Annotated in this window: 20 protein-coding genes and 1 pseudogene; 11 read left to right on the forward strand and 10 right to left on the reverse strand. The window is 40.7% G+C overall.

Going from position 1 to position 21462, the window contains the following annotated elements:
* Window positions 1-12: 12 nt before the first annotated feature.
* Complete coding sequence (locus ISP07_RS12025; protein WP_063703701.1) at window positions 13-1395, reverse strand: Na+/H+ antiporter NhaC family protein; 1383 nt, start codon at window positions 1393-1395, stop codon at window positions 13-15.
* 288 nt (window positions 1396-1683) lie between these two features.
* Here ISP07_RS12025 and ISP07_RS12030 point away from each other — a divergent pair, with 288 nt between their 5' ends.
* Window positions 1684-2088, forward strand: coding sequence for an NUDIX hydrolase (locus tag ISP07_RS12030; protein ID WP_209327757.1), 405 nt, complete (start codon window positions 1684-1686; stop codon window positions 2086-2088).
* A 3-nt stretch (window positions 2089-2091) separates the two neighbouring features.
* Window positions 2092-2583 (forward strand): GNAT family N-acetyltransferase, encoded by a 492-nt coding sequence (locus ISP07_RS12035; protein ID WP_209327758.1) that lies wholly within the window; start codon window positions 2092-2094, stop codon window positions 2581-2583.
* Here the strand turns inward: ISP07_RS12035 and ISP07_RS12040 are convergent.
* The 3 genes from ISP07_RS12040 to ISP07_RS12050 are packed head-to-tail and all read right to left on the reverse strand — an operon-like array spanning window position 2566 to window position 6067.
* Entirely contained in the window at window positions 2566-3177 is a 612-nt protein-coding gene (locus tag ISP07_RS12040) for a PqiC family protein (RefSeq protein WP_209327759.1), read from the reverse strand. The two genes, ISP07_RS12035 and ISP07_RS12040, sit on opposite strands and share 18 nt — an antisense overlap.
* Entirely contained in the window at window positions 3177-4832 is a 1656-nt protein-coding gene (gene pqiB, locus ISP07_RS12045; RefSeq protein WP_054552207.1) for an intermembrane transport protein PqiB, read from the reverse strand. The genes ISP07_RS12040 and pqiB overlap by 1 nt, the downstream gene beginning before the upstream one ends.
* Complete coding sequence (locus ISP07_RS12050; protein ID WP_209327760.1) at window positions 4829-6067, reverse strand: PqiA/YebS family transporter subunit; 1239 nt, start codon at window positions 6065-6067, stop codon at window positions 4829-4831. Before ISP07_RS12050 ends, pqiB begins: the two co-directional genes overlap by 4 nt.
* 140 nt (window positions 6068-6207) lie before the next feature.
* On the opposite strand from ISP07_RS12050, the gene ISP07_RS12055 reads away from it, so the two are divergent.
* Window positions 6208-6984 carry a substrate-binding periplasmic protein gene (locus tag ISP07_RS12055; protein ID WP_235373655.1) on the forward strand — a complete coding sequence of 259 codons (777 nt, stop codon included), beginning with the start codon at window positions 6208-6210 and terminating at the stop codon, window positions 6982-6984.
* Here the strand turns inward: ISP07_RS12055 and ISP07_RS12060 are convergent.
* Window positions 6973-7773: a thioesterase family protein gene (locus ISP07_RS12060; RefSeq protein WP_209327761.1), complete on the reverse strand. Its 801-nt coding sequence runs from the start codon at window positions 7771-7773 to the stop codon at window positions 6973-6975. The genes ISP07_RS12055 and ISP07_RS12060 overlap by 12 nt on opposite strands.
* 239 nt (window positions 7774-8012) lie before the next feature.
* On the opposite strand from ISP07_RS12060, the gene dnaK reads away from it, so the two are divergent.
* Entirely contained in the window at window positions 8013-9935 is a 1923-nt protein-coding gene (gene dnaK, locus ISP07_RS12065) for a molecular chaperone DnaK (RefSeq protein WP_138599790.1), read from the forward strand.
* A 183-nt stretch (window positions 9936-10118) separates the two neighbouring features.
* Complete coding sequence (gene dnaJ, locus ISP07_RS12070) at window positions 10119-11258, forward strand: molecular chaperone DnaJ (RefSeq protein ID WP_209327762.1); 1140 nt, start codon at window positions 10119-10121, stop codon at window positions 11256-11258.
* Between the two features lie 62 nt (window positions 11259-11320).
* Here dnaJ and ISP07_RS12075 read toward each other — a convergent pair whose 3' ends face one another.
* Window positions 11321-12451, reverse strand: coding sequence for an HlyD family secretion protein (locus ISP07_RS12075; protein ID WP_187490382.1), 1131 nt, complete (start codon window positions 12449-12451; stop codon window positions 11321-11323).
* Window positions 12452-12454: 3 nt separating this feature from the next.
* Entirely contained in the window at window positions 12455-12799 is a 345-nt protein-coding gene (locus ISP07_RS12080; RefSeq protein ID WP_054552213.1) for a DUF3302 domain-containing protein, read from the reverse strand.
* Between the two features lie 456 nt (window positions 12800-13255).
* On the opposite strand from ISP07_RS12080, the pseudogene ybaK reads away from it, so the two are divergent.
* The 3 genes and pseudogenes from ybaK to ISP07_RS12095 all read left to right on the forward strand — a co-directional run bounded on the left by ybaK (window position 13256) and on the right by ISP07_RS12095 (window position 16183).
* A pseudogene (ybaK, locus tag ISP07_RS12085) lies at window positions 13256-13716 on the forward strand (Cys-tRNA(Pro) deacylase).
* Window positions 13717-13834: 118 nt separating this feature from the next.
* A complete protein-coding gene (locus ISP07_RS12090) occupies window positions 13835-14317 on the forward strand; it encodes a DUF3015 domain-containing protein (protein WP_054552216.1) in 483 nt (160 codons plus the stop codon).
* A gap of 45 nt (window positions 14318-14362) precedes the next feature.
* Window positions 14363-16183, forward strand: a complete 1821-nt coding sequence (locus tag ISP07_RS12095; RefSeq protein WP_209327763.1) for a DUF4105 domain-containing protein — start codon at window positions 14363-14365, stop codon at window positions 16181-16183.
* Here ISP07_RS12095 and ISP07_RS12100 read toward each other — a convergent pair.
* From ISP07_RS12100 to ISP07_RS12110, 3 genes are all read right to left on the reverse strand, one after another.
* Entirely contained in the window at window positions 16180-17436 is a 1257-nt protein-coding gene (locus ISP07_RS12100; protein ID WP_209327764.1) for a Y-family DNA polymerase, read from the reverse strand. The two genes, ISP07_RS12095 and ISP07_RS12100, sit on opposite strands and share 4 nt — an antisense overlap.
* On the reverse strand, window positions 17424-17837 hold the full coding sequence (locus ISP07_RS12105) for a LexA family protein (RefSeq protein WP_054552219.1): 414 nt from the start codon (window positions 17835-17837) through the stop codon (window positions 17424-17426). The genes ISP07_RS12100 and ISP07_RS12105 overlap by 13 nt, the downstream gene beginning before the upstream one ends.
* A 63-nt stretch (window positions 17838-17900) precedes the next feature.
* Complete coding sequence (locus ISP07_RS12110) at window positions 17901-18335, reverse strand: MarR family winged helix-turn-helix transcriptional regulator (RefSeq protein ID WP_209327765.1); 435 nt, start codon at window positions 18333-18335, stop codon at window positions 17901-17903.
* A 102-nt stretch (window positions 18336-18437) separates the two neighbouring features.
* Here ISP07_RS12110 and ISP07_RS12115 point away from each other — a divergent pair, with 102 nt between their 5' ends.
* The 3 genes from ISP07_RS12115 (at window position 18438) to ISP07_RS12125 (ending at window position 21405) form a co-directional block, all read left to right on the forward strand.
* Window positions 18438-19211 carry a siderophore-interacting protein gene (locus ISP07_RS12115; RefSeq protein WP_209327766.1) on the forward strand — a complete coding sequence of 258 codons (774 nt, stop codon included), beginning with the start codon at window positions 18438-18440 and terminating at the stop codon, window positions 19209-19211.
* A 67-nt stretch (window positions 19212-19278) separates the two neighbouring features.
* Window positions 19279-20274: an LLM class flavin-dependent oxidoreductase gene (locus ISP07_RS12120; protein WP_209327767.1), complete on the forward strand. Its 996-nt coding sequence runs from the start codon at window positions 19279-19281 to the stop codon at window positions 20272-20274.
* 174 nt (window positions 20275-20448) lie between these two features.
* Entirely contained in the window at window positions 20449-21405 is a 957-nt protein-coding gene (locus ISP07_RS12125) for a patatin-like phospholipase family protein (RefSeq protein WP_063530327.1), read from the forward strand.
* Window positions 21406-21462: the final 57 nt, after the last annotated feature.

Here is a 21462-nt window from a genome sequence, read left to right on the forward strand (position 1 = left end):
GGGCTTTTTGATTTATGCGATAAGCAAAAACCCTATAAATGCAGCGCTTGCTGCAAGTAAGGTATAAGGCAGTTGCGTGATAGCATGGCTGACTAAATCACACCCTGAGCCTTGCGCGGCAAGTACCGTGGAATCAGAATAGAAGCACGCCTGACTACCAAATGACGACGCTGACAACAAAGCACCAATCACTAAAGGAATATTGGCATCAATTGCGTAAGCCAGAGGCATTACAATAGGGATAGTTACTGCGAAAATCCCCCAGCTTGAACCTGTTGCAAAAGCAAGGACTGCCATTGCCAAAAACACCACTGCAGGTAAGTACTGGGCCGTCATATAAGGGCTCAAGGTATTAATGACATATTGCGGAAGCATTAATTGGTCACACACATCTTTAAATATAAATGCTGCAACCACAGTCCCAATAGCGGGGATCATACTTTTAAAACCATCAAGCATACGCTCAACGAGTTCTGACAATGTCATCAACTTTTGTAACATATAAAAAGGCAAAACAACGGCAAAGGTTGCAAGCAATCCTTTGTATACGTCAATGTCAAAGTAAACAGTAAACGCGACAAGTAAAACTATCGGCACTAAAAAGTTATACAGTTTGCCGTTTGAAGCGGCTGTTTCAAAGTTTTCTTCCGCTGCTTTTACTGCGTATTCATCCGCTGTTTGAACATCTGTGTACTGGCTATTTGATATTTCGATTTGATTATTCATGGCACGTAGTTGTGCTTTTTTCATCGGACCAAAAGCAGGAATGACATTTAAGCTAACTAGTAATACAACAATGACTGCAAACCAAGCATATAACATGTAAGGGATTGCTTGAATGTAGACGGCAATACCTTGACCTTCTGGTGCAACATTATTATCAACTAACAAGCCACCAAAAAAAACGGCCCATGTAGAGAGTGGTACAAGCACACAAATAGGCGCAGCCGTTGAGTCAACAACATAAGCGAGCATTTCGCGGCTAATTTTAAACTTATCGGTGATACGCTTCATAGTTTCACCGACGGTTAGTGCATTTAGGTAATCATCGATAAAAATAATTACACCTAGCACAAAGGTCATTACTAACGATGAACGCTGGCCTTTGGCAAATTTTAACGCTAATTCGGCGAATGCACTTGCACCCCCGGTTCTCACTAATAAAGCGATTAATGCACCAAATCCACCACAGACTAGAATTAGCCAGGCAATGGTTTCGTCTTGCATTACTTTTAATGAAATATCAGCAAAATTGGCTAACACAGCGGTCGGACCTAGCATGGCTAAACCAAATAAAGCACCAATCAGTAAAGATAAAATAGGGCGGCGTAAAAATACGGCCAAAACCACCACCAATACTGGCGGCAGTAAACTTAACGCAGAAGGTTCTTGCATTATAATTTTCACACAGTTAAGCAATACGAGATTGCTTACAGAAATCAAGAGTCTATTGACTCAATTAACTGCTTTACGCGAACACACTTTTATGGACCCTTTAGGGAAAGTGCCTGCGTTGGCTGGCGCCAGACAGTATAGAGGATATACTGCTTTTGTTTTGCCCAAAACATCGCAAGAAAAATAATCCTGAATATTAATTTAGTCAATAACAATTTTTATTGTGATAGTTATTAATTTACACTCACCAACAACGTCACTTTTGTAACTTAATTGAGTAAAAGGTTTATGGCATTTTCAGATACTTACAGACTCAGTAGTCATGCAGTTATCACCAACAACCAAGGTCAGGTGTTATTACTAAAAGCTGATTACGGTCAAAAAAGTTGGGGGCTACCTGGTGGGGCTTTAGATAAAGGTGAAACCATTCATCAAGCGTTACTTCGCGAATGCCAAGAAGAACTTAATTGTGACGTAGATATCGCTTATTTAAGTGGCGTTTATTATCACACAGCGTTTAACTCTCATGCGTTTATTTTTCGTGCTCATATGGCTGAGGACGCTGAGATAATGTTGAGCGATCAGCACACAGAGTATGGCTATTTTGATATTGATGAGTTATCTAAAGTACAAAAAGAGCGGGTTCTTGATTGCCTTAATTTTACCAATGATGTCGTGAGTAAGGTTTTTTAATAAATGTTAGATATATATTTGCGCGCTGGGCAGCCAGATGATTCGAGCTTTATCGTTGAGCTTTTAAACCAAGCAACATTTTTAGAGCACATAGGTAATAAAAACATTAATACGCCCGCACAAGCAGAGCATTATATTCAACAAACGTTTATAAATAGCCACCATCAATTTGGCTTTGGCAGTTATATTGTTTGTTTAGCTGATGATACACCGGTTGGTATGATAGGGCTCTTTCAGCGTGATGCGTTAGCTATCCCCGATTTAGGGTTTGCCTTGTTAGCTAACTATGAAGGCAATGGTATTATTACATCTGCTGCTAGGTTATTGATGGCCAAAAAACACGTATTAGAGCTTGGTGTACTTGCAGCAATAACCTCGCCAACAAATATTGGCTCACAAAAGGTGTTACAGAAACTTGGCTTTGAGCTTATAGGCGATGTCATCATTAACGATGACAATCAGCCTCTAAAACTCTTTTTAAAGAGTAAGCTTTGATACTTTGTTTGCAACTTGTTTGTTTACCTTTAACCATGTTGACTCAAGTGTCGCGACAAGCCCTTCGTAATCACTTGCTTGTAATGGTGTAAGCTCATTGAAGTAATTAACCGCTTTTAACTTTCGGCCCGATTTAGGGCTTGTATAGTATAAACGCCAAAGCCCTGCAATGTTGGCATTACCTTGCTCATCGCCATTAAAGTGATGTAGCTCATATTCTAATTCATAATAGCTTTGTTGATCTAAATCGGTGATCACTGGCAAGCCTTTTATTACCATCCAATTATCAAGTTCGGTGTATAACTGTTGATGGGCACTCGCTGTTAACATTAAATCGGGTGATTCACTCCATAAATGGTAGTTAGCAGCATTGACTCGATTATTTTCGAGTACCATAGCAATACCGCGATTATTAAGCGCACCACGTAATTGTACTGTGTTGATCCTTAGCTGAGCTTGCGTATTTTCAGCTAACCGCTGCATATTCACGATTGGCTGCGAGAATTGATAATACTCAATAGTTGAGAATGACGTTTGACTGCAGGCCGAAAGTAACAGCACTGCTGCGATTGAAACACAGCGTTTATAATTCATTATTGTTTCCTCGGCGTTGGATCTGCGGGTAGTTCTTTATCAAATATCAACATATTAGGTTGCTGGTTCAAGCCACGTGTAAGTGGTTGTAGCTCTTCACTTAAACGTTTAAATTCGGACAAGGTAGTTTGTAACTGCTGATGGAAAGCCGAACCTTGTTCGTAACTTGCCATGGTTTTTTCAAATTGTTTCATTGTTTTATCGAACTGTTGCATGCTTTTAGTCATTTCTGCAAAGTTGCGATTTATATCACCGGGTAAATCTTGGGTATCTTGTTTATTGATCAATTCTCGCATGTCATGAGCAAGTTCTTGGTACTCAGAAAACGTAGTTTGCATTTGTGCCAAGCTGTCTTCTATCTTAAGGTTGTTCACTTTATTTAACACATCGGATACTTGGTCAGCTATTACCGTAATACCACTCGATACACTTGGGAATACGGTATAATCGGCTATAGTCTTTAATTCGGCAGGTTCCGCGTTATCATAAATGTCTAAGTCAACGTATACGGCGCCGGTAAGTAAGTTACCTGGCTTTAAAGAGGCTCTAAGGCCATTTTTAATCCAGCTATCTAAGCTTGAATGCCAAAACTCGCGTGCAGCTGTACTGTCGTGGTAAAGACGACCATATTCAATTTTAATAAGGGCAGGTACTGCGGTATTGTCAGTTCTAAAGTGTGCAGGCTTGCCGTCGATCATGACACTTGCTGGTGCTTCAACCACACTACCAATACGCATACCACGGTATTCAACAGGTGCCCCAGCTCTTAACCCACGAATTGATTGCTCAAAATCGATTAAGTAATAATCAAAGTCATAAAAGCGCTCTTCTAACGCGGCTTTATAACTATTACTTAATGAAAAACTGTGTCCATTAGTGGCGACTTCTCCAGGAGATTGCTGCTCAGGTATACCTACAGAAATTCCACCTTTGAGTAACTTACTTAATGAACCTGTATTTACATTAATTCCATCAGCTGATAGGTCTATTTCGATACCTGAGTTCACCCAAAATATAGAATTTAAGGTAATTAAATTTTGATAAGGCTCATTAATGAAAATGCCATATTTCATGGCCTGATTTTTCCAGTCAAAGGTTGCAGTTTCTATTTGGCCAATTTTGTAATCTTTGAAATAAATACCCGTACTTACATCAAGTACTTCAGCGTTATAGCTAAGCAGTGTGAAACGACCACCTTTAACATCATTGCCAATTAATGCGGGTTCATCCTGAAGTTCAAACTTATCCGCTAGCTTCTTGCTTTCACCCGGTGCAAATTCTAAGTATACGCCTGAGAGCAGAGTGCTCATTCCAGTAATACCTGTATCATCAATTCGTGGTTTAACGACCCAAATTTTTGCATCGTCAGTTAATAGGTCATCATAGTGTTTATCGATTTGAGCTCTTGCAATTACACTATTTTGCTGATCTGACAGACGTACATGATTAATTTGGCCGATTTTTACACTACGTACTTTTATTTCAGTTTTGCCAGCAACGATACCTTCCGCATGAGGCATTTTTATAAAGATAGTGGTGCCTTTATTTGCCTGATACTGGTATAACATCCATGCGCCTATTAGTAGGGCTATTAACGGAATTATCCATATAGCTGAAATATTTGGCGCTGATTTTATTTTAGCGTTTTCGCTCATGCCAGAGTCTCTTGTTTTACTTTCTTTAAATTAGTAGGGCTGTCCCACAGTAAGCGTGGATCAAATGCATGGGCTGCCAACATTTGGCAAATTACCATAGTGGTAAAAAATATTGTGCCTATGCCTGGTGTCACAGACATTAAATTTCCTAGTTGTACTAAGGCTACTAGAATCGCGACAACAAATACATCAATCATTGACCATTTGCCTATAAATTCAGTTAATTGGTAGATACGTGTATAGCCTTTTGTTTGTCTATTTGCAGGCTTCATCACCATATAGCATAAAAAACTTAAGATTAGCGCTTTGGCAAGGGGAACAACCACACTGGCCAAAAATATGATCATGGCTATTGGATAAGAACCACTATTCCACAAAATCATCACACCACCAATAATCGTAGAGGGCATTTCATCACCGAGGCTGGTGGTATACATAATTGGGTAGACGTTGGCTGGGATGTAACAAGCGACAGATGTGATCAACCAAGCAAACGCTTTTTGTACACTATAAGGATTGCGGGTAAAGGTTTTTGTGTCACATCGCGAGCAAATTTCAGTATTACATAATTGGCCACAAACATGACAAGCACGCAGTCCTTGATCGATAGCTCGTGTGTTTGCAATTGTTTGATCTATATATGCGGGCTCTCTTAATTGCTTCCAAAGATAGTGTTTATTTAACTTCGCCATGGTTGCTACATATAGAACCACAAATGCCACATAGGACCAAAAGCTTACACCAAATTCAATGTCTGCCATTGACATTATTTTGACCATGCTGACCATCACCCCGATTAAGAAAATTTCGGACATGATCCAAGGCTCTAAAGCAAAGGTGGTTTTTAACAATCTTTTGCCCCACAAATATGGTAGTACTTTTAATACACCTAAATGTAGCGGAATAATCAATAGTAATAACAACATAGGTAAGCCTATGATGCTTATGTCAATAAATAGACCCAAAAAATCGTTATCGTAATTGAATAAAATACGCGCAGCATCAGGAAGCGTAATGGTTTGTGTAATACCGCTACTCGTGAAAGATAAAAAAGGATAAAACATACTGCTTAAAAGCATGACTATTGCGCTTAAGCTCAATGCGACCACTGTACTGTCTTGGCAAGCTTGTGATGTTGATAACTTAGTATTGCAATGTGGGCAAAGCGCTACTTGTTTTGCATTTAAATGTGGGATCTCAACGACCAGATCACAACTAGGGCAGGCTGTTTGCAAACTTAGGGTCTCATAAACAAGAACTTAGTTAAGTTTGCACCAAATACTGCATAAATACAAATGCAGCATTGTTTAATATAAGCTAATATTTGTACAAAGCGATTACGCTTTTTAATACATTTAATTCATTATGGTGATTAGTGAAGCAATTATTTACCCTTTTAATGTTGTTTATTAGTGTTAAAGGTGAGTGTTTATCTGAGCCAAATATACAACAACCTATTGTGGTTGCTGCAAGCGCCTCTTTACCTCCTTATGTTATCGAAGATACCAATAGCGGTATTCAACTTGAAATTTTAAAAGCAGCTTTTAAGTCACAAGGCATCTCTAATATTCATATCCATTACATGTCTAATAAACGTGCAGAGCAACAGCTTATGCAGGGAGAGGTTGATATTGCATTAAACTTTCCTCCAGTTCTCACTCCACATGTTTATAAAAGTGATGAACTACTGCGCTATCAAAATGTTGCGGTCAGCCTTGCTAATAGAGATTTAAAAATTAGCACTATCTATGATTTAGCAGGTAAAAGTGTACTTGCCTTTCAAAACGCAACTAATTTTATTGAAGCACCTTTTAAGTCGGTTACCAATATTTTACGTTCTTACGAAGAAGTGGTTAACCAAGAAGCGCAGGTCGATCACCTTATGAAAGGCTGGGTTGATGTTATTATTCTAGAGCGCCGGGTGTTTTTATATTATTTAGAAAAATATAAACAAAGCGCTGAGGTAAAACCTTTTATTGTGCATGCAATCTTTAAAGAAGCACCAAGACCTGCGTTTTTTTACAGTAAAACGTTAAAAAACACGTTTAATTTGGGTCTTGGTGAGATCATAGAATCAGGCGAATACCAAGCAATTATTCGCCTTGATGGTACTGAGTACGCGCAGCTTTCAGAGCCAGAGTTACGCGAATAACGCAACAGTTTGGCGGCTCAATGCAATTAGCTTACCGTCTTCACTCCAAATACAGCCATCTTCAAGACCATAGCCATCTTTACTATGATGGGTAACAGCCTCGTAGCCAATCCAAGCATCATGGGCAATTGCAGGTTCTTCTACAAATTCTATGTACCACGACATACTACTTGCTGGTGCAGGTTGCTTGTACATTTGTAATAGAGTCGGTGGCCATGCATCTGTTAGGGCTATGATATGGGCTTCAGTCATTTGCTCTGGTACATGTTTGAATTTCATCCAACCACCTAAATGTGAGGTGTCTGCTCCAGAGAAAGGCATATTGCCGTCTTGTAAACACAGTGCAACGTGCTGGAAAAATGCCGGCATCACGCCTTCTTTATAAGGTAGGGTAAAACGTTCATCAACCGGTTTTAGCTGCATGGTTTTAGTGACATCTACACGTACACTTGATTGGCGCTCAGCCCCAAAACAGGCTTGTGTAATCACACAAACATCGCCATTTTGAATTACTTTTGCGAGTACTTGTGCACTGTTTTTTCCCTCACGTAAGACTTCAACGTCGATTGTAAAATCACAGTCAGCGATTAATGGCCCAACAAAGTTAGTGCTTAAAGATAATAAACGGCGAGAGTTATCGATATGCTGACGAATAGCTTGATACAGTAAAGCGGCTGATAATCCACCAAACGCTGTGCGTCCTTGGCACCAGTTTTCTGGAAACTGCATTGTTTTTGTTTTGTCTTTGCCAAGTTCAGCTGCCATGGCGAGTAATTGATCAAAATGCATAATTTTCCTTAACGTTTATTGTTATGGTTTAGGTTATAGCACAGCCAAAGTCATCAGACCAGTTTGTTTGTTCCGCAATAGGCGTACAAATACAGTGCTTTTTGAGGAAAAAACAGGCATTTCAAAAAAAATTTCAAAAAAAAGTAAAATTTTTCATTTTTATAGTTGAATTCAGTTTCCTGCATCCCTATTTACTAGTCATCGAACGTATTAACGAATTTTGAAGTTGGAGAAGATTCATGGGTAGAATTATTGGAATCGATTTAGGTACTACTAACTCTTGTGTAGCAGTACTAGACGGTGATAAAGCACGCGTTATTGAAAACGCGGAAGGCGATCGCACAACACCATCGATCATTGCATACACGCAAGACGGTGAAACATTAGTTGGTCAACCTGCAAAACGCCAAGCAGTAACTAACCCAACTAACACATTATTTGCAATCAAGCGTTTAATTGGTCGTCGTTTTGAAGACGAAGAAGTACAACGTGATATCGGTATCATGCCTTTTAAAATTGTAAAAGCTGATAACGGTGATGCATGGGTTGAAGCGCGTGGCGAGAAACGTGCTGCACCACAAATTTCAGCAGAAGTGCTGAAAAAAATGAAGAAAACAGCAGAAGACTTCCTTGGTGAAGCGGTTACTGAAGCAGTAATCACAGTACCTGCATACTTCAATGACTCACAACGTCAAGCGACTAAAGATGCTGGTCGTATTGCTGGTCTTGAAGTTAAACGTATCATCAATGAGCCAACTGCCGCTGCACTTGCATACGGCATGGACAAAAATAAAGGTGAAAACGTTGTTGCAGTATACGACTTAGGTGGTGGTACTTTCGATATCTCTATCATCGAAATCGACGAAGTTGAAGGCGAGCACACGTTTGAAGTGTTAGCAACTAACGGTGACACTCACTTAGGTGGTGAAGATTTCGATAACCGTGTTATCAACTACTTAGTTGAAGAGTTTAAGAAAGATCAAGGTATCGACCTTAAAAACGACCCGCTTGCAATGCAACGTGTTAAAGAAGCTGCTGAAAAAGCGAAAATTGAACTTTCTTCTGCACAACAAACAGAAGTTAACTTACCGTACGTGACTGCTGACGCAACAGGTCCTAAGCACATGAACGTGAAAGTTACTCGTGCAAAACTTGAGTCACTTGTTGAAGACTTAGTAACTAAGTCAATTGAGCCACTTAAGCGTGCACTAGCTGATGCTGATTTATCAGTAAGCGACGTAAATGACATCATCCTTGTTGGTGGTCAAACACGTATGCCTCTAGTTCAAAAAACAGTTGCAGAGTTCTTTGGTAAAGAGCCACGTAAAGATGTTAACCCTGATGAAGCAGTTGCAGTAGGTGCAGCGATTCAAGGTGGTGTATTAGCTGGTGACGTTAAAGACGTACTTCTACTTGATGTATCTCCGTTATCACTAGGTATCGAGACTATGGGTCAAGTAATGACTGCGCTAATCGAGAAAAACACGACGATTCCTACTAAGAAATCACAAGTTTTCTCAACAGCCGAAGACAACCAATCAGCGGTAACGATTCACGTATTACAAGGTGAGCGTAAGCGTGCAAGCGATAATAAATCACTAGGTCAATTTAACCTAGAAGGTATTCGCCCAGCACAACGTGGTACGCCACAAATCGAAGTAACATTCGACGTAGATGCGGACGGTATCTTACATGTATCTGCTAAAGATAAAGATACTGGTAAAGAACAGAAGATCACAATCCAAGCTTCTTCAGGTCTAAGCGACGATGAAGTAGAAAAAATGGTTCGTGATGCTGAAGCGCACGCTGAAGAAGATAAGAAATTCGAAGAGCTAGTAGCAACTCGTAACCAAGCTGATGCAATGGTTCACGGTACACGCAAGCAAATCGAAGAAGCGGGTGATGCATTACCTGCAGAAGATAAAGAAGCAATCGAAGCTGCGCTTACTGAGCTAGAAGCGGCGATTAAAGGTGACAACAAAGAAGAGATTGAAGCGAAAACTCAAGCTCTTGCTGAGAAGTCACAAAAGCTAATGGAAATTGCACAAGCTAAAGCACAGCAACAACAAGGTGGTGCGGATGCAGGTGCACAACAATCTTCTGCAAAACAAGACGACGATGTTGTTGATGCAGAGTTCGAAGAAGTGAAAGACGACAAGTAATTGCTTGTTTCGCTTCTGCCTAACGCATTAATGGCTGCTTTGTTTAGCCAATTAAGTTAGGATGAAATGATTGAGGCGCGCCAGCGATTTCGCTTGACGCGCCTTTTGCATGTATATAAACGGTAAAGTCGTTTGACTTACCTTACGCAGTGTAACTGCAGTAAAAAGAGTAGTGTGATAGATATGTCAAAAAGCGATTATTATGAAGTTCTCGGCGTGAGCAAAGATGCCAGCGAACGAGACATAAAAAAAGCGTATAAGCGCTTAGCGATGAAATATCATCCAGACCGTACCGCAGGCGATAAAGAACTTGAGTCTAAATTCAAGGAAGTAAAAGAAGCCTACGAAGTACTAACTGATGACCAAAAACGTCAGATGTATGATCAATATGGTCACGCAGCCTTTGAACAAGGTGGTGGCGGTCATGGCGGTGGCTTCGGCGGCGGTCATGGTGATTTTGGTGATATTTTCGGTGATGTGTTTGGAGATATCTTTGGTGGTGGCGGTGGTCGTCGTCAATCGCGTCAACAACGTGGTTCGGACTTACGTTACAACATGGATTTAAGCCTTGAAGAGGCCGTTCGTGGTAAAGATGTCGAAATTAAAGTACCAACTTGGGTTAGCTGTAAGCCATGTGATGGTAGCGGTGCAAAAGCGGGTTCTAAACCAAAAACATGTACTACCTGTCATGGTGCAGGTCAAGTACAAATGCGCCAAGGTTTCTTCGCGGTTCAGCAAACATGCCCTACGTGTCAGGGCACAGGTCAAATTATTTCTGATCCATGTGACAGCTGTCATGGTCAAGGTCGCGTAGAAAAAACTAAGACCTTATCAGTGAAGATCCCAGCGGGTGTTGATACAGGTGACCGTATTCGTCTATCAGGCGAAGGTGAAGCGGGCATGCATGGTGCGCCAGCAGGTGATTTATACGTTCAGGTTTCTGTTCGTGAACACCCGATTTTCCAACGTGATGGTAATAACCTGTATTGTGAAGTGCCTATTAGCTTTACGACAGCAGCACTGGGTGGCGAAATTGAAGTGCCGACACTTGATGGTCGTGCAAAACTGAAGATCCCATCAGAAAGCCAAACGGGCAAGATGTTCCGTATGCGTGGTAAAGGTGTTAAGTCTGTACGTAGTGGCGCTCAAGGTGACTTGATCTGTAAAGTGGTTATTGAAACGCCAGTGAATCTAAATGAACGTCAACGTGAATTGCTTGAAGAGCTTGAGCAAAGCATGGGTAAAGATGGCTCTAAAAACCGTCCAAAAGAAAAAGGTTTCTTTGATGGTGTGAAGAAATTCTTCGATGACCTAACTAAGTAACTTCTAGTTAAGTAACTTGAGTTCGAGAATAAAAAGGCGCTGATAAGCGCCTTTTTTATGCCTTAATGATCTAAGAATAGGTAGTTTTGCCAACTTTTCATTCTGATCAATACTTTACGCATCACTGATACGTGTTCGAAGTGTTCTGAATAAACTGCAACTTCTGTGCTTGTTCCTTGTGGCAGGTGATATTCACTCATGTCATCGGTGATTTTTAAGGTGACAATTGCGCGCCCTTGACGAGCAAAAAACTCAGTGCCCATCAGTGTGCCTTGTGCTTGCACTTGCCCTTCACCAATCGCAGGTAATACATCGATTACTTCGCCTGCAAAGGTTTTGCCAGGAATAGCTTTAAAGATAAAGTCTGCTTTGTAGCCTGGTTCGAGTCTTAATAGTGAATTTTGTCTAAATGCAGCGACGTAAACGGTATCTTCTTTGTGCACAAAGGTCATTACTGGGCGTAATGGCATAGGGACTGCAATCATCCCAGGGCGTAATGTTAGTTGTGTTACATAGCCATCGGTAGGTGCATAAACGCTTGTGCTGTCTAAGTTAAATTGAGCTTGCTCTAAATTAGCGCGAGCTGCGGCAATTTTAGTTTGTTCGCCGTTTATTTCAGACTCAAATGCTAGTTTTTGACGTAACTCTTCGGCTTGTGCTGCTTCGTAGCTTGCCTTTGCTGCTAAATAGACCCCTAATTTATTATCAACTTGGCCTTTTGAGTAAGCACCGCTTTTTGCGCCTTTTTCATAACGTTCGTATTCTTTCTTGCTACGATCATATTCAGCTTTAGCCATTAGGGCACTGGCTTGTGCTGATTTATAGCTCGCTTCTAAACCGAGCACAGACTGTTTTGCATCCTGCAAAGCGGCAATCGCTTGATTTAGTTTGGCTCGATATAAGGTATCGTCTATGCGAAACAATAAGTCACCTTTTTTAACCGGCTGATTTGGCTTTACTGCAACCTCTTCAACGGTACCACGTACATTTGGCACAATGGGTGTTGTGACATAGGCACTGCTGGCCATATTTGAATGTGGGTGGTTATAGTTCATTAACAGGATCAAAGCGCCTATCAGCACCACACCACCAAGTACCGCGGTGGGTACTGTCCATTTATTAAGTGGGATTTTAAACACTTTAAAGATACCAATGCACAATGCGGTATAAGTGAGTATTAATAACAAATCCATAGTCTATTTCTCTTTATTATTCGATTGAGCATTTATTTGTGCTTGTAGTGCTGCCACTGTGGCTGTCAGGCTTGCTACTTTCTCAGCTAAGTCTTCCTGTTCCTTTTGAATTTGGTTAAACCCCCAGCCGCGGTCATCACGCCATAATGTGGCCCAAACCCATAAAAATGGCCACAGCACATGTAGGGTAAACAGGCTAACCCAGCCTGCATAATGGATGGCATCTTGGTGAGGGTGATTACGTTTTTTGGCAATTTCGTAGGGAATATCGTGAATGGCAATAACACCATAAAATATTACTACCGTTACAAACACTAGCATGACCAGCGCAAAGTAGTCTAAAAACATCTATCTTCCTTTGTTAAATTAATACCTAATTTATAATACGTTAAATTGACCCTATTCCTAATCGGCATTTTCAGATTTAATCTAATACAACATAATAGGCAGAATCATCAAGACATCTGCACAATGTTACATCATCAGAGAATACCGTTTTTTGAATCTTCCCTTTATTTAGACCAAGTGTTTGACATTTATTTTGGCAATCAATAAAGGAGTTCCACGCTAAGTATTCGTTGCAGATAAAATTAATCGTATACAACAGGGTGAGTATGATAAGTAACTGCTTAACCAGATATAGTCCATTAGCTCTAGACATGTTCATTACCTTGCGTAGTGTCTATACTTAAGTGTAGTTCATTTTACTTAAATTAGTACGATTGTAGGTTTTGATTAATTGCTTTTAGATTACCGTTCACGTTATGTTTTTTATCGTTCAGCATTCAGTATTTGGAAGAAGTAATGACACCGGCTATTAATTTATTACAAAAGAAAGGTATTAATTTTGATGTGCTCAGCTATCAACATGATCCTTCAAAGCAACAGTTTGGCCTTGAAGCGGTTGAGAAGCTAAAGCTCCCTGCTGAGCAAGTATTTAAAACTTTAGTACTTGAAGATACTGAGCATCAGCTTTTGGTTGCTATTGTGCCAGTTAGCCAGCAAGTTAACTTGAAAATGCTAGCAAAGGCGGCAAAGGTTAAAAAAGTGCAGATGGCTCCACAACAAAAAGTCGAAAACACGACAGGTTATATTTTAGGGGGGTGAGTCCGCTAGGTCAGAAAAAGCGATTAATGACGTTTGTTCATCAATCAGTATCTAATTATGAAAAAGTATATGTTTCCGCGGGTAAACGTGGATTAGAGATTTCTATAGACCCTAACGATTTATGTGTTTTGTTAGGTGCTAAGTTGGCTGATTTTTAATCATATAACGGTGTTTTTTCCTAATTTCGGAAATTACTTATTGTACTGAGGCTATTTATAGATAAGCTGTTCATGCGTTATTAATTCTAATAACGAATTATCTTAAAGGATTCAGGATATGAAAAAAATTATTGCTATTTCTGCACTTACTCTCCTCCCACTTTCTAATGCGATGGCTGATCAAGATATCGGCTGTGGTCTAGGTTCGCAACTTTTCGCAGGCCAAGAAGGTAAAGTTGTTAAAGTATTAGGTGCGACGACAAACGGTACATCTGGTAACCAAACTTTTGGTATCACATTTGGTACGTTAGGTTGTGATGGTACAGGTACTGTTACGGCGTCAACTAAAGTAGCAACATTTATTGATGGCAACATGGAACAACTTGCGCGCGATATGTCTCGTGGTGAAGGCGAATCACTAGATACACTTGCGGAAGTTTGGGGTGTTCAAGCTCAAGATAAAGCGGCGTTTAATAAATTAGTACAGGCTCAGTTTACTCACGTTTTCACTTCTGAAAATGTTACTTCTCAAACTGTACTAGAAAACCTTAATAACCTTGTAGCGAGTGACTCACAGCTATCTTCTTACACTTTATCTTAAGTGTTAATATTCTTATCTAAAGCCCGTTTAGGGCTTTTTTATTTTATGTTTAAATTTCTTATTGTTGCTTCGTTTGTTTTGAGTAGCTCGGCTTATTCTGCTACAACAATACACAATATCGCATCCCATCCATACTGGCTTAAATTAGGCCATTATCAGCAATCAATCTCGGGTTCATATGAAAGTGAGGTTGATAGCCATAACTTTTTTCTTTCGGTTAATGGAAAGTTTGATCCTCATGCTGAACTTTTAGCTACTATCGAAGCGTTTCAGAGTGAGAATAATGATGTTACTTGTCAGTTCCCTGCTCGTTATCAATGGTTAAAGCAAAGCTTTTATTCGGAGTGGCCTGAGTTAGCTTGCCCTGAAATTAAGACATGGCAAAAGCTTATAAACCCAAAGGGGATGACTTTAGTTTTTCCTACCGCTTTTATGAATGATCCAGCTTCTATGTTTGGTCATACCTTGTTACGAATTGATGCTAAAGATCAAACTCGCAGTAGAGAACTGATTGCTTTTGCAGTCAATTTTGCTGCTGAACCTGATGCAACTGATAATGCAGCTTTATATGCTCTTAAGGGGCTTATAGGTCAGTATCCTGGTAAGTTCACATTAATGCCATATTATCGCAAGGTTCGTGAATATAATGATTTGGAATCCCGTGATATGTGGGAATATAAATTAGCTTTGTCTGAATCTGAAATTCAACGTGTTTTACTACATTTATGGGAACTGCAATGGGCTACATTTGACTATTTTTTTATTGATGAAAATTGTTCTTATCAATTATTAGCGCTATTGCAAGTGGCACGTGATGATCTTAACTTAACTAATAATTTTTCTAGTCATGCTATTCCTTCTGATACTGTCAAAGCACTTGCTGAACACAAACTTTTATCTATGCCTCGATATCGTCCTGCATCTGGCACCATGCTAATTAACTACGAAAGCCAGTTGACTGATGAACAAATTGATATTGCACGTAAATTAAAAAATGGCGAACCACTCAGTGGGTTTTCTTTAACAGCGGAACAAGCTGTGCCCGTACTTGAAATGGCATACGAGTGGTTAAATTATCAATACTACGACCAAGGTTTAGAACGTGAAGCAATTGCGCCTAGATTAACGGCCTTACTGCACCAGCGTAGTAAATTACTTTTGCCTTCGCCCTTTGCAAGACCTGTAACACCCAGCATTAGCCCTGAAAAAGGTCATGATTCTAGTCGTTTTGGAATAGTATTTAATAATTTTAAGTATTCAGAAAATCGCTACGGTTTTAGTTATCGAATGGCGTACCATGACTTGTTAGATAACGCTGGTGGATTTATACCTGGCGCGCAAATTAGCTTTTTTGATATAGAGGGAGATCTAGACTCTGAGGGGAATGTCTATTTAGAGCATGTGTATTTTATTGATGCAATGTCGTTAGCTCCAGATAATCGTTTGTTTGACTCTTGGTCTTGGAACATGCGTGTTGGTTTTGACCGTAAACCTACTGACGATAAACGTAAGGGAAGAGCCTTCATACAAGGCGGTTATGGAAAATCATTCGGTGATGCATCAGGCTTTCAAAGTTACTTTCTTGCGTCTTCGTTATTACAAGCTGGAGAGCTTACTGATTCAGTCTCGCTTGGCCTTGGCACAGAATTTGGTTTAATTTGGCAAGCAAGTGATGCGCAAAAACTTGCACTAACAGCACAGGGATTTTGGCTTGCTAATGATTCGAGCACAAATCATCAAATTGAGCTTGCTGCTCATTGGCAAATTGCACTTGCTCAAAACTGGGGATTAAGAAGTTCATATGTTTATCAGAACCAACAAAGTACTGAGCAGCAGTTAAAACTACAGTTATTCCATTACTTTTAACAATGTATTTTCGGTAGGTTATGCCAGCGGGTTGTGTAATGAGGCGATAAGTACGCGCGTTTCATATGCCAACGGGTCGTAGGAGTTTCGCTGGCTATGGCAAGAGTACCCACGCCATAACGGGTGTTAATGCTATCAAGACACTGCATCAGTTTTGGGTTATCGATAGGCGCTTGAAATAAATCAGGCTGCTGAAACATGTGGCTCGATAACTCTAGGGCACCTACACCACATTTATAAAATCGTACCCCAGGTTTATAGAGATGATCAAATACCTCGCTGATAGCATTGGCAAACACACAACTATCGGCGGTGGCGACACTAAACTCATAAATATAGGACTTTTTATAATAGCCATCTTGATGAGGAGAGCTGGCCACAAACATTAATAAGCGTTGAGTGTGTGAGCCTTGCGCACGTAGTTTTCTTGCTACAATGACACAATGATTGATTAGTGCCGTTTTCAGCGCGGTGGCGTCAGTGATACGCTCCCCAAAACTGCGGGTCGAAAAAATTTCTTTTTTGTCTTGGCGTACTTCATCCCAGGCTAAGCAGCTTTTTCCGCGTAACTCGTTCACTGTGCGCTCTAATACAATACTAAACAGGCGTTTCATTTTTCGTGGATCTTGCTCGGCTAAATCAAAAGCCGTATTGATATTCATTGCTTTGAGTTTTTTAGCTAAGCGTCGACCAACGCCCCAAACATCTTGTACCTCCATGGCTTTTAAAATGGTTATCCGTGAAGCTTCTGAGTCAATCACTGCAACGCCATCAAAGCCGGGGAGTTTTTTAGCTGCATGATTGGCGGCTTTGGCAAGGGTGGCTGTTGGGCCAAATCCAACCCCAACAGGTAGCTTTGTTTCGCGCCATACGGTACGGCGAATATCATGGCCATAACGATGCCAGTCGTGAATAAGCTTATTGAAACCAGTAAAGTTTAAAAATGATTCATCAATAGAATATATGTGCTGATTATCGCAAAAGCGGCCAATCACGTTCATCATTCGCTCGCTTAAATCCGCATACAGCTCATAGTTAGATGAGCGGATCACCACTTGGTTATCTTCGAGTATTTTCTTTACTTGAAAATAAGGCTGAAATTTTGGAATAGCCAGCTTTCGTGCAATAGGGCACACGGCACAAATACAGCCATCGTTGTTGGTGAGCACCACAACCGGTTTACTACGAATAGCCGGATCAAATACTTTTTCGGCGCTGGCATAAAAGGCCACAGCATCAACTAAGGCGTACATGCTAATAGCTCTTTACTACTGCGATGTAAGCGAATTGAGCGAGTAACAACGCCTTCTAACTGAAATTCATCCGATTGGCGTAGTTGCACCGCGGGGTATTTAGGCGAGGCTGATAATAACTGAGCATTGTGTTTATCTAATAGCTTACAAACAAATAAACCATTTAGATTCGCGACAATGACATCGCCATTTTTAACATCTTCGGCGCGATCAACCAGTAATAAGTCACCATCAAAAATCCCCACACCTTGCATTGATTCGCCAGAGGCAATACCAATAAATGTTGCATCAGGGTGTTTAATCAATAGCTGATCTAATGATAAGCCTAGCTCTTTGTATTGTGCTGCCGGTGATTCAAAACCACATACGCCAGCTTCGATATAAATAGGAATAACACGCATAACAAAACCACTATACTGTACGTTTGTACAGTATAGTGGTTTGTGGTTATCTTGCCAATAAGATCACAGCGTGTTGTGATTGATATTTTCGATCATGGTTGTGGCAATAGCGATGAAATCACGTACTTGTTGATCAGTTAAACCGTGGCAAAGTTTGGCATCAACCTCTTGCTCTGCAACTTCTAAACGCGAGAACAGGGCGTTACCTTGATCAGTAAAGGATAAAATTAAACAGCGCTTATCGTTTTCGTCGGCACATTTAGAAACCAGTTCAAGCTTTATAAGCTCTTTTACTAAGCGTGCTATTTGTGCTTTATCACGCCCTGTTTTGGTAACAATATCATTAGCGGTACAGTGCTGTGTTTCGGCAATGATATGTAAACAGCGTACATGCAGCGCATTAAGACCAAGCTCGTTGGCGTTAATGGCTTCGCGTACAGTGACACGGTAACTTTGTGCCAGTGTAAATAAAGCAGAAGAAAGCGAGGTTTGTGGCATGGTTCACCTAAGTTCAGTTAGTTGACAAAGTCAATCAAAAGCGTATAGTTGACTATATCAACTATTTGGGCGTTGTGCAATTTAACCAGCTAGGAGAGAAAGATGGCTAGAAAAGTTCGTCGTGCAAACGTATTAAGTACTACACGTATTTCCCCGCATCTACAAAGAATTGTTGTTGGCTCAGAGGAGTTTGCCGATTTTCCACAAGATGCAAAAGGTGCGTACGTAAAGGTATTACTCCCGCATGCCGGTGAATCTAAGGTTGAACTTGATTTACACGCTGAGCATCCTGCATTAATGCGCTCTTACACTATTCGTGATATCAACCCCATTAACGGTGCAATTACCCTCGATTTTGTGGTTAACCAACATCAAGGTGTTGCAACCAACTGGGCACAAAATGCATGTGTAGGCGACGAGGTAGGTATAGCAGGTCCAGGCCCTAAAAAACTCACTGATTTTACGCAAACACATTATTTAATGCTGGCAGATTTAACCTCTGTAAATGCAATCAATGGCTACTTACAAGCCCTGCCACAAGATGCCACTGTCGATGTTATTATTCATGTTGCTGATAAAACCGACATCATTGAGCTTGAGAAAATTAAGGCACACAGCCAACATAGTGTTGAATGGCTAGTTACAGATGAGCCAGAAACAGATCTACTCGACCAAGTAACACGCTTATGCGCAGGTTATAACGCGCAACCTATGGTGTTTATGGCGCTAGAAGCAAATTTGGTGAAGGCAATTCGCCGTTTAATTACAAGCAGTTTTGAAATTGATCGTGAACACATTGTTGCATCGGCCTATTGGAAGCGTGGTATTGATGCTGATGGCCTAAAGGTGGAAAAACAGCAACAAAGCCGTGCCTAATTAGCATTTGAAAAAAAGCCATTCGCTCTCATTAACTAATTATAAAGAGTTAAACTTTGGAGAGCGAATGTCAGATCTTAGCAACACACCTTTTTCATTGCTTGAATTGAGCCCAATGAAAGAGCACGAAACCGTTTCGCAAACACTAGCAAATAGCGTTACCTATGCACAAACAGCCGACAAACTGGGTTTTAATCGGTTTTGGATGGCAGAGCATCATAATATGCGCGGTATCGTGTGTGCCGCAACTTCAGTACTGATAGGTCATATCGCAGGTAAAACTCAGAATATCCGCGTAGGTGCGGGTGGAGTGATGCTACCTAACCACCCACCGCTGGTGGTTGCTGAGCAATTTGGCACCCTAGAGAGTTTATACCCCGGTCGCATTGATTTAGGGCTAGGCCGAGCCCCAGGTAGTGACCCAATTACCAGCCGTGCTTTGCGCCGTGATGAACAACGCGCTGAGCACTTCAATGATGAAGTAACTGAGCTGCAAGCTTTACTTGGCCCATATAAAGGTGATTCTCCAGTACGCGCAATCCCAGGTGAAGATACTAATGTGCCAATCTGGTTACTGGGCTCAAGTCTTTATAGTGCTGGACTTGCGGCAAAAAAAGGTTTGCCATATGCATTTGCTGGGCATTTTGCGCCACGATTTGTTGAAGATGCCATTGCATTGTATCGCAGAGAATTTCAACCATCTGAGGTATTAGATAAGCCATACGTCATGCTTGGTTTACCCGTTGTTGCCGCTGACACCGACGAACAAGCACAGTTTTTAGCAACCACAGCGAAACAACGTATCTTAGCACTTATGCGCGGCAAGCCACTTTGGCTTAAAGAGCCAGTTGAAACAATGGAGGGGTTGTGGACAGCGCAAGAAAAAATGCAAGTAGAAAACTTTTTAGGTCTTTCAGTCGTTGGCGGTCAAGCGAGCGTTAAGCATAAGCTGAGTATGATTAAACAAACGCTACAGGTTGATGAGTTTATTTTTACAAATGACCTGTATGAATTGAGTGACAGACAACATGCGCTGGAAATATTAGCATACATCATGCGCTAATACGGTTTAGCAAATAGTGAATGCGTGTAATGAGTTTTTATGCGCATTGCTTAAGCCCTGACACTCATTTATCAAACGGTTTTATAGATTAATTCAATTTATATAATCCGTTTTAAGGATTGAATTTAACTTTATACAATACATTTATTAACCATTACCCTAGGAAGGTGCACCGTGAAATCTCAAACAATTGCCGCAGTAGAACCACAAACAAAAACAGCATTAATCGCTGAAGGTGGTGGGCAACGAGGGATTTTTACCGCAGGTGTACTCGATGCGTGGTTAGAAAATAATTACGATCCATTCGATTTATTCATTGGTACATCAGCAGGCTCACAAAACTTAACAAGTTATTTAGCGCGTCAAAAAGGCTATGCAAAACGTTTGATCAGAGGACTTTCGCGGCATAAACGTTTTTTCCAACTTGGCCGCGGGCTGTTTGGTAAAAGCATTGTTGACCTTGATTGGTATTTTGATAAAACCAAAGAAGTAAACCGTGCCTTAGATTTTAAAACAGCAACGCAAAGCCTAGGCAAACGCGAACTGTTGATCACAACCACTAACGCAGCTGATCGTAAACCCTATTACTTGAGCCCGAATGGTGAAGATACGCAATGGTTGGCCTTGTTAAAAGCATCAAGCGCATTACCGTTTTTATATAAAGATGGCGTTAACTTAACGCCTTGGCTAACAACCAAGGCCGCAAATGATGCCATTATTCAAAGCTCTAATACTGATTTAGTCCATGATATGTATTTAGATGGGGGCTTAGCTGCACCTTTACCTGTGAAAGAGGCCTATAATCGTGGTGCTCGTGATATTGTGGTTATTCGTACTGTTGATGAAAACTTTCAAGTGCAATCTGAATGGGTAAATAAGTTAAAATCACTCGTTTGCGTATCGGGTTATTGCCCTAAAACCATTGATTACTTGGTTCAACACGAACAAGCTTATCAAGATGAATTAGATTTCATTGCAAACCCGCCAAGTGATGCCCGTATCACACAAATTTTTGCAGGTGATAAATTACGCAGTAAACTGCTGGGTAGTACAGATTCAGATCTCCGCTATGATCACAAATTAGGCTTAGCGGCAGGTCGTGCCTTTTTACAGCAACAACTGCTAAATTAGTTGGGAGCAGGCTCGGGTAATTAATCCCATTGCCTACTTGAGATATTTGTAAATAGA

This window comes from Pseudoalteromonas sp. PA2MD11 (assembly GCF_017808125.1).
Taxonomy (GTDB): Bacteria; Pseudomonadota; Gammaproteobacteria; order Enterobacterales; family Alteromonadaceae; genus Pseudoalteromonas; species Pseudoalteromonas simplex.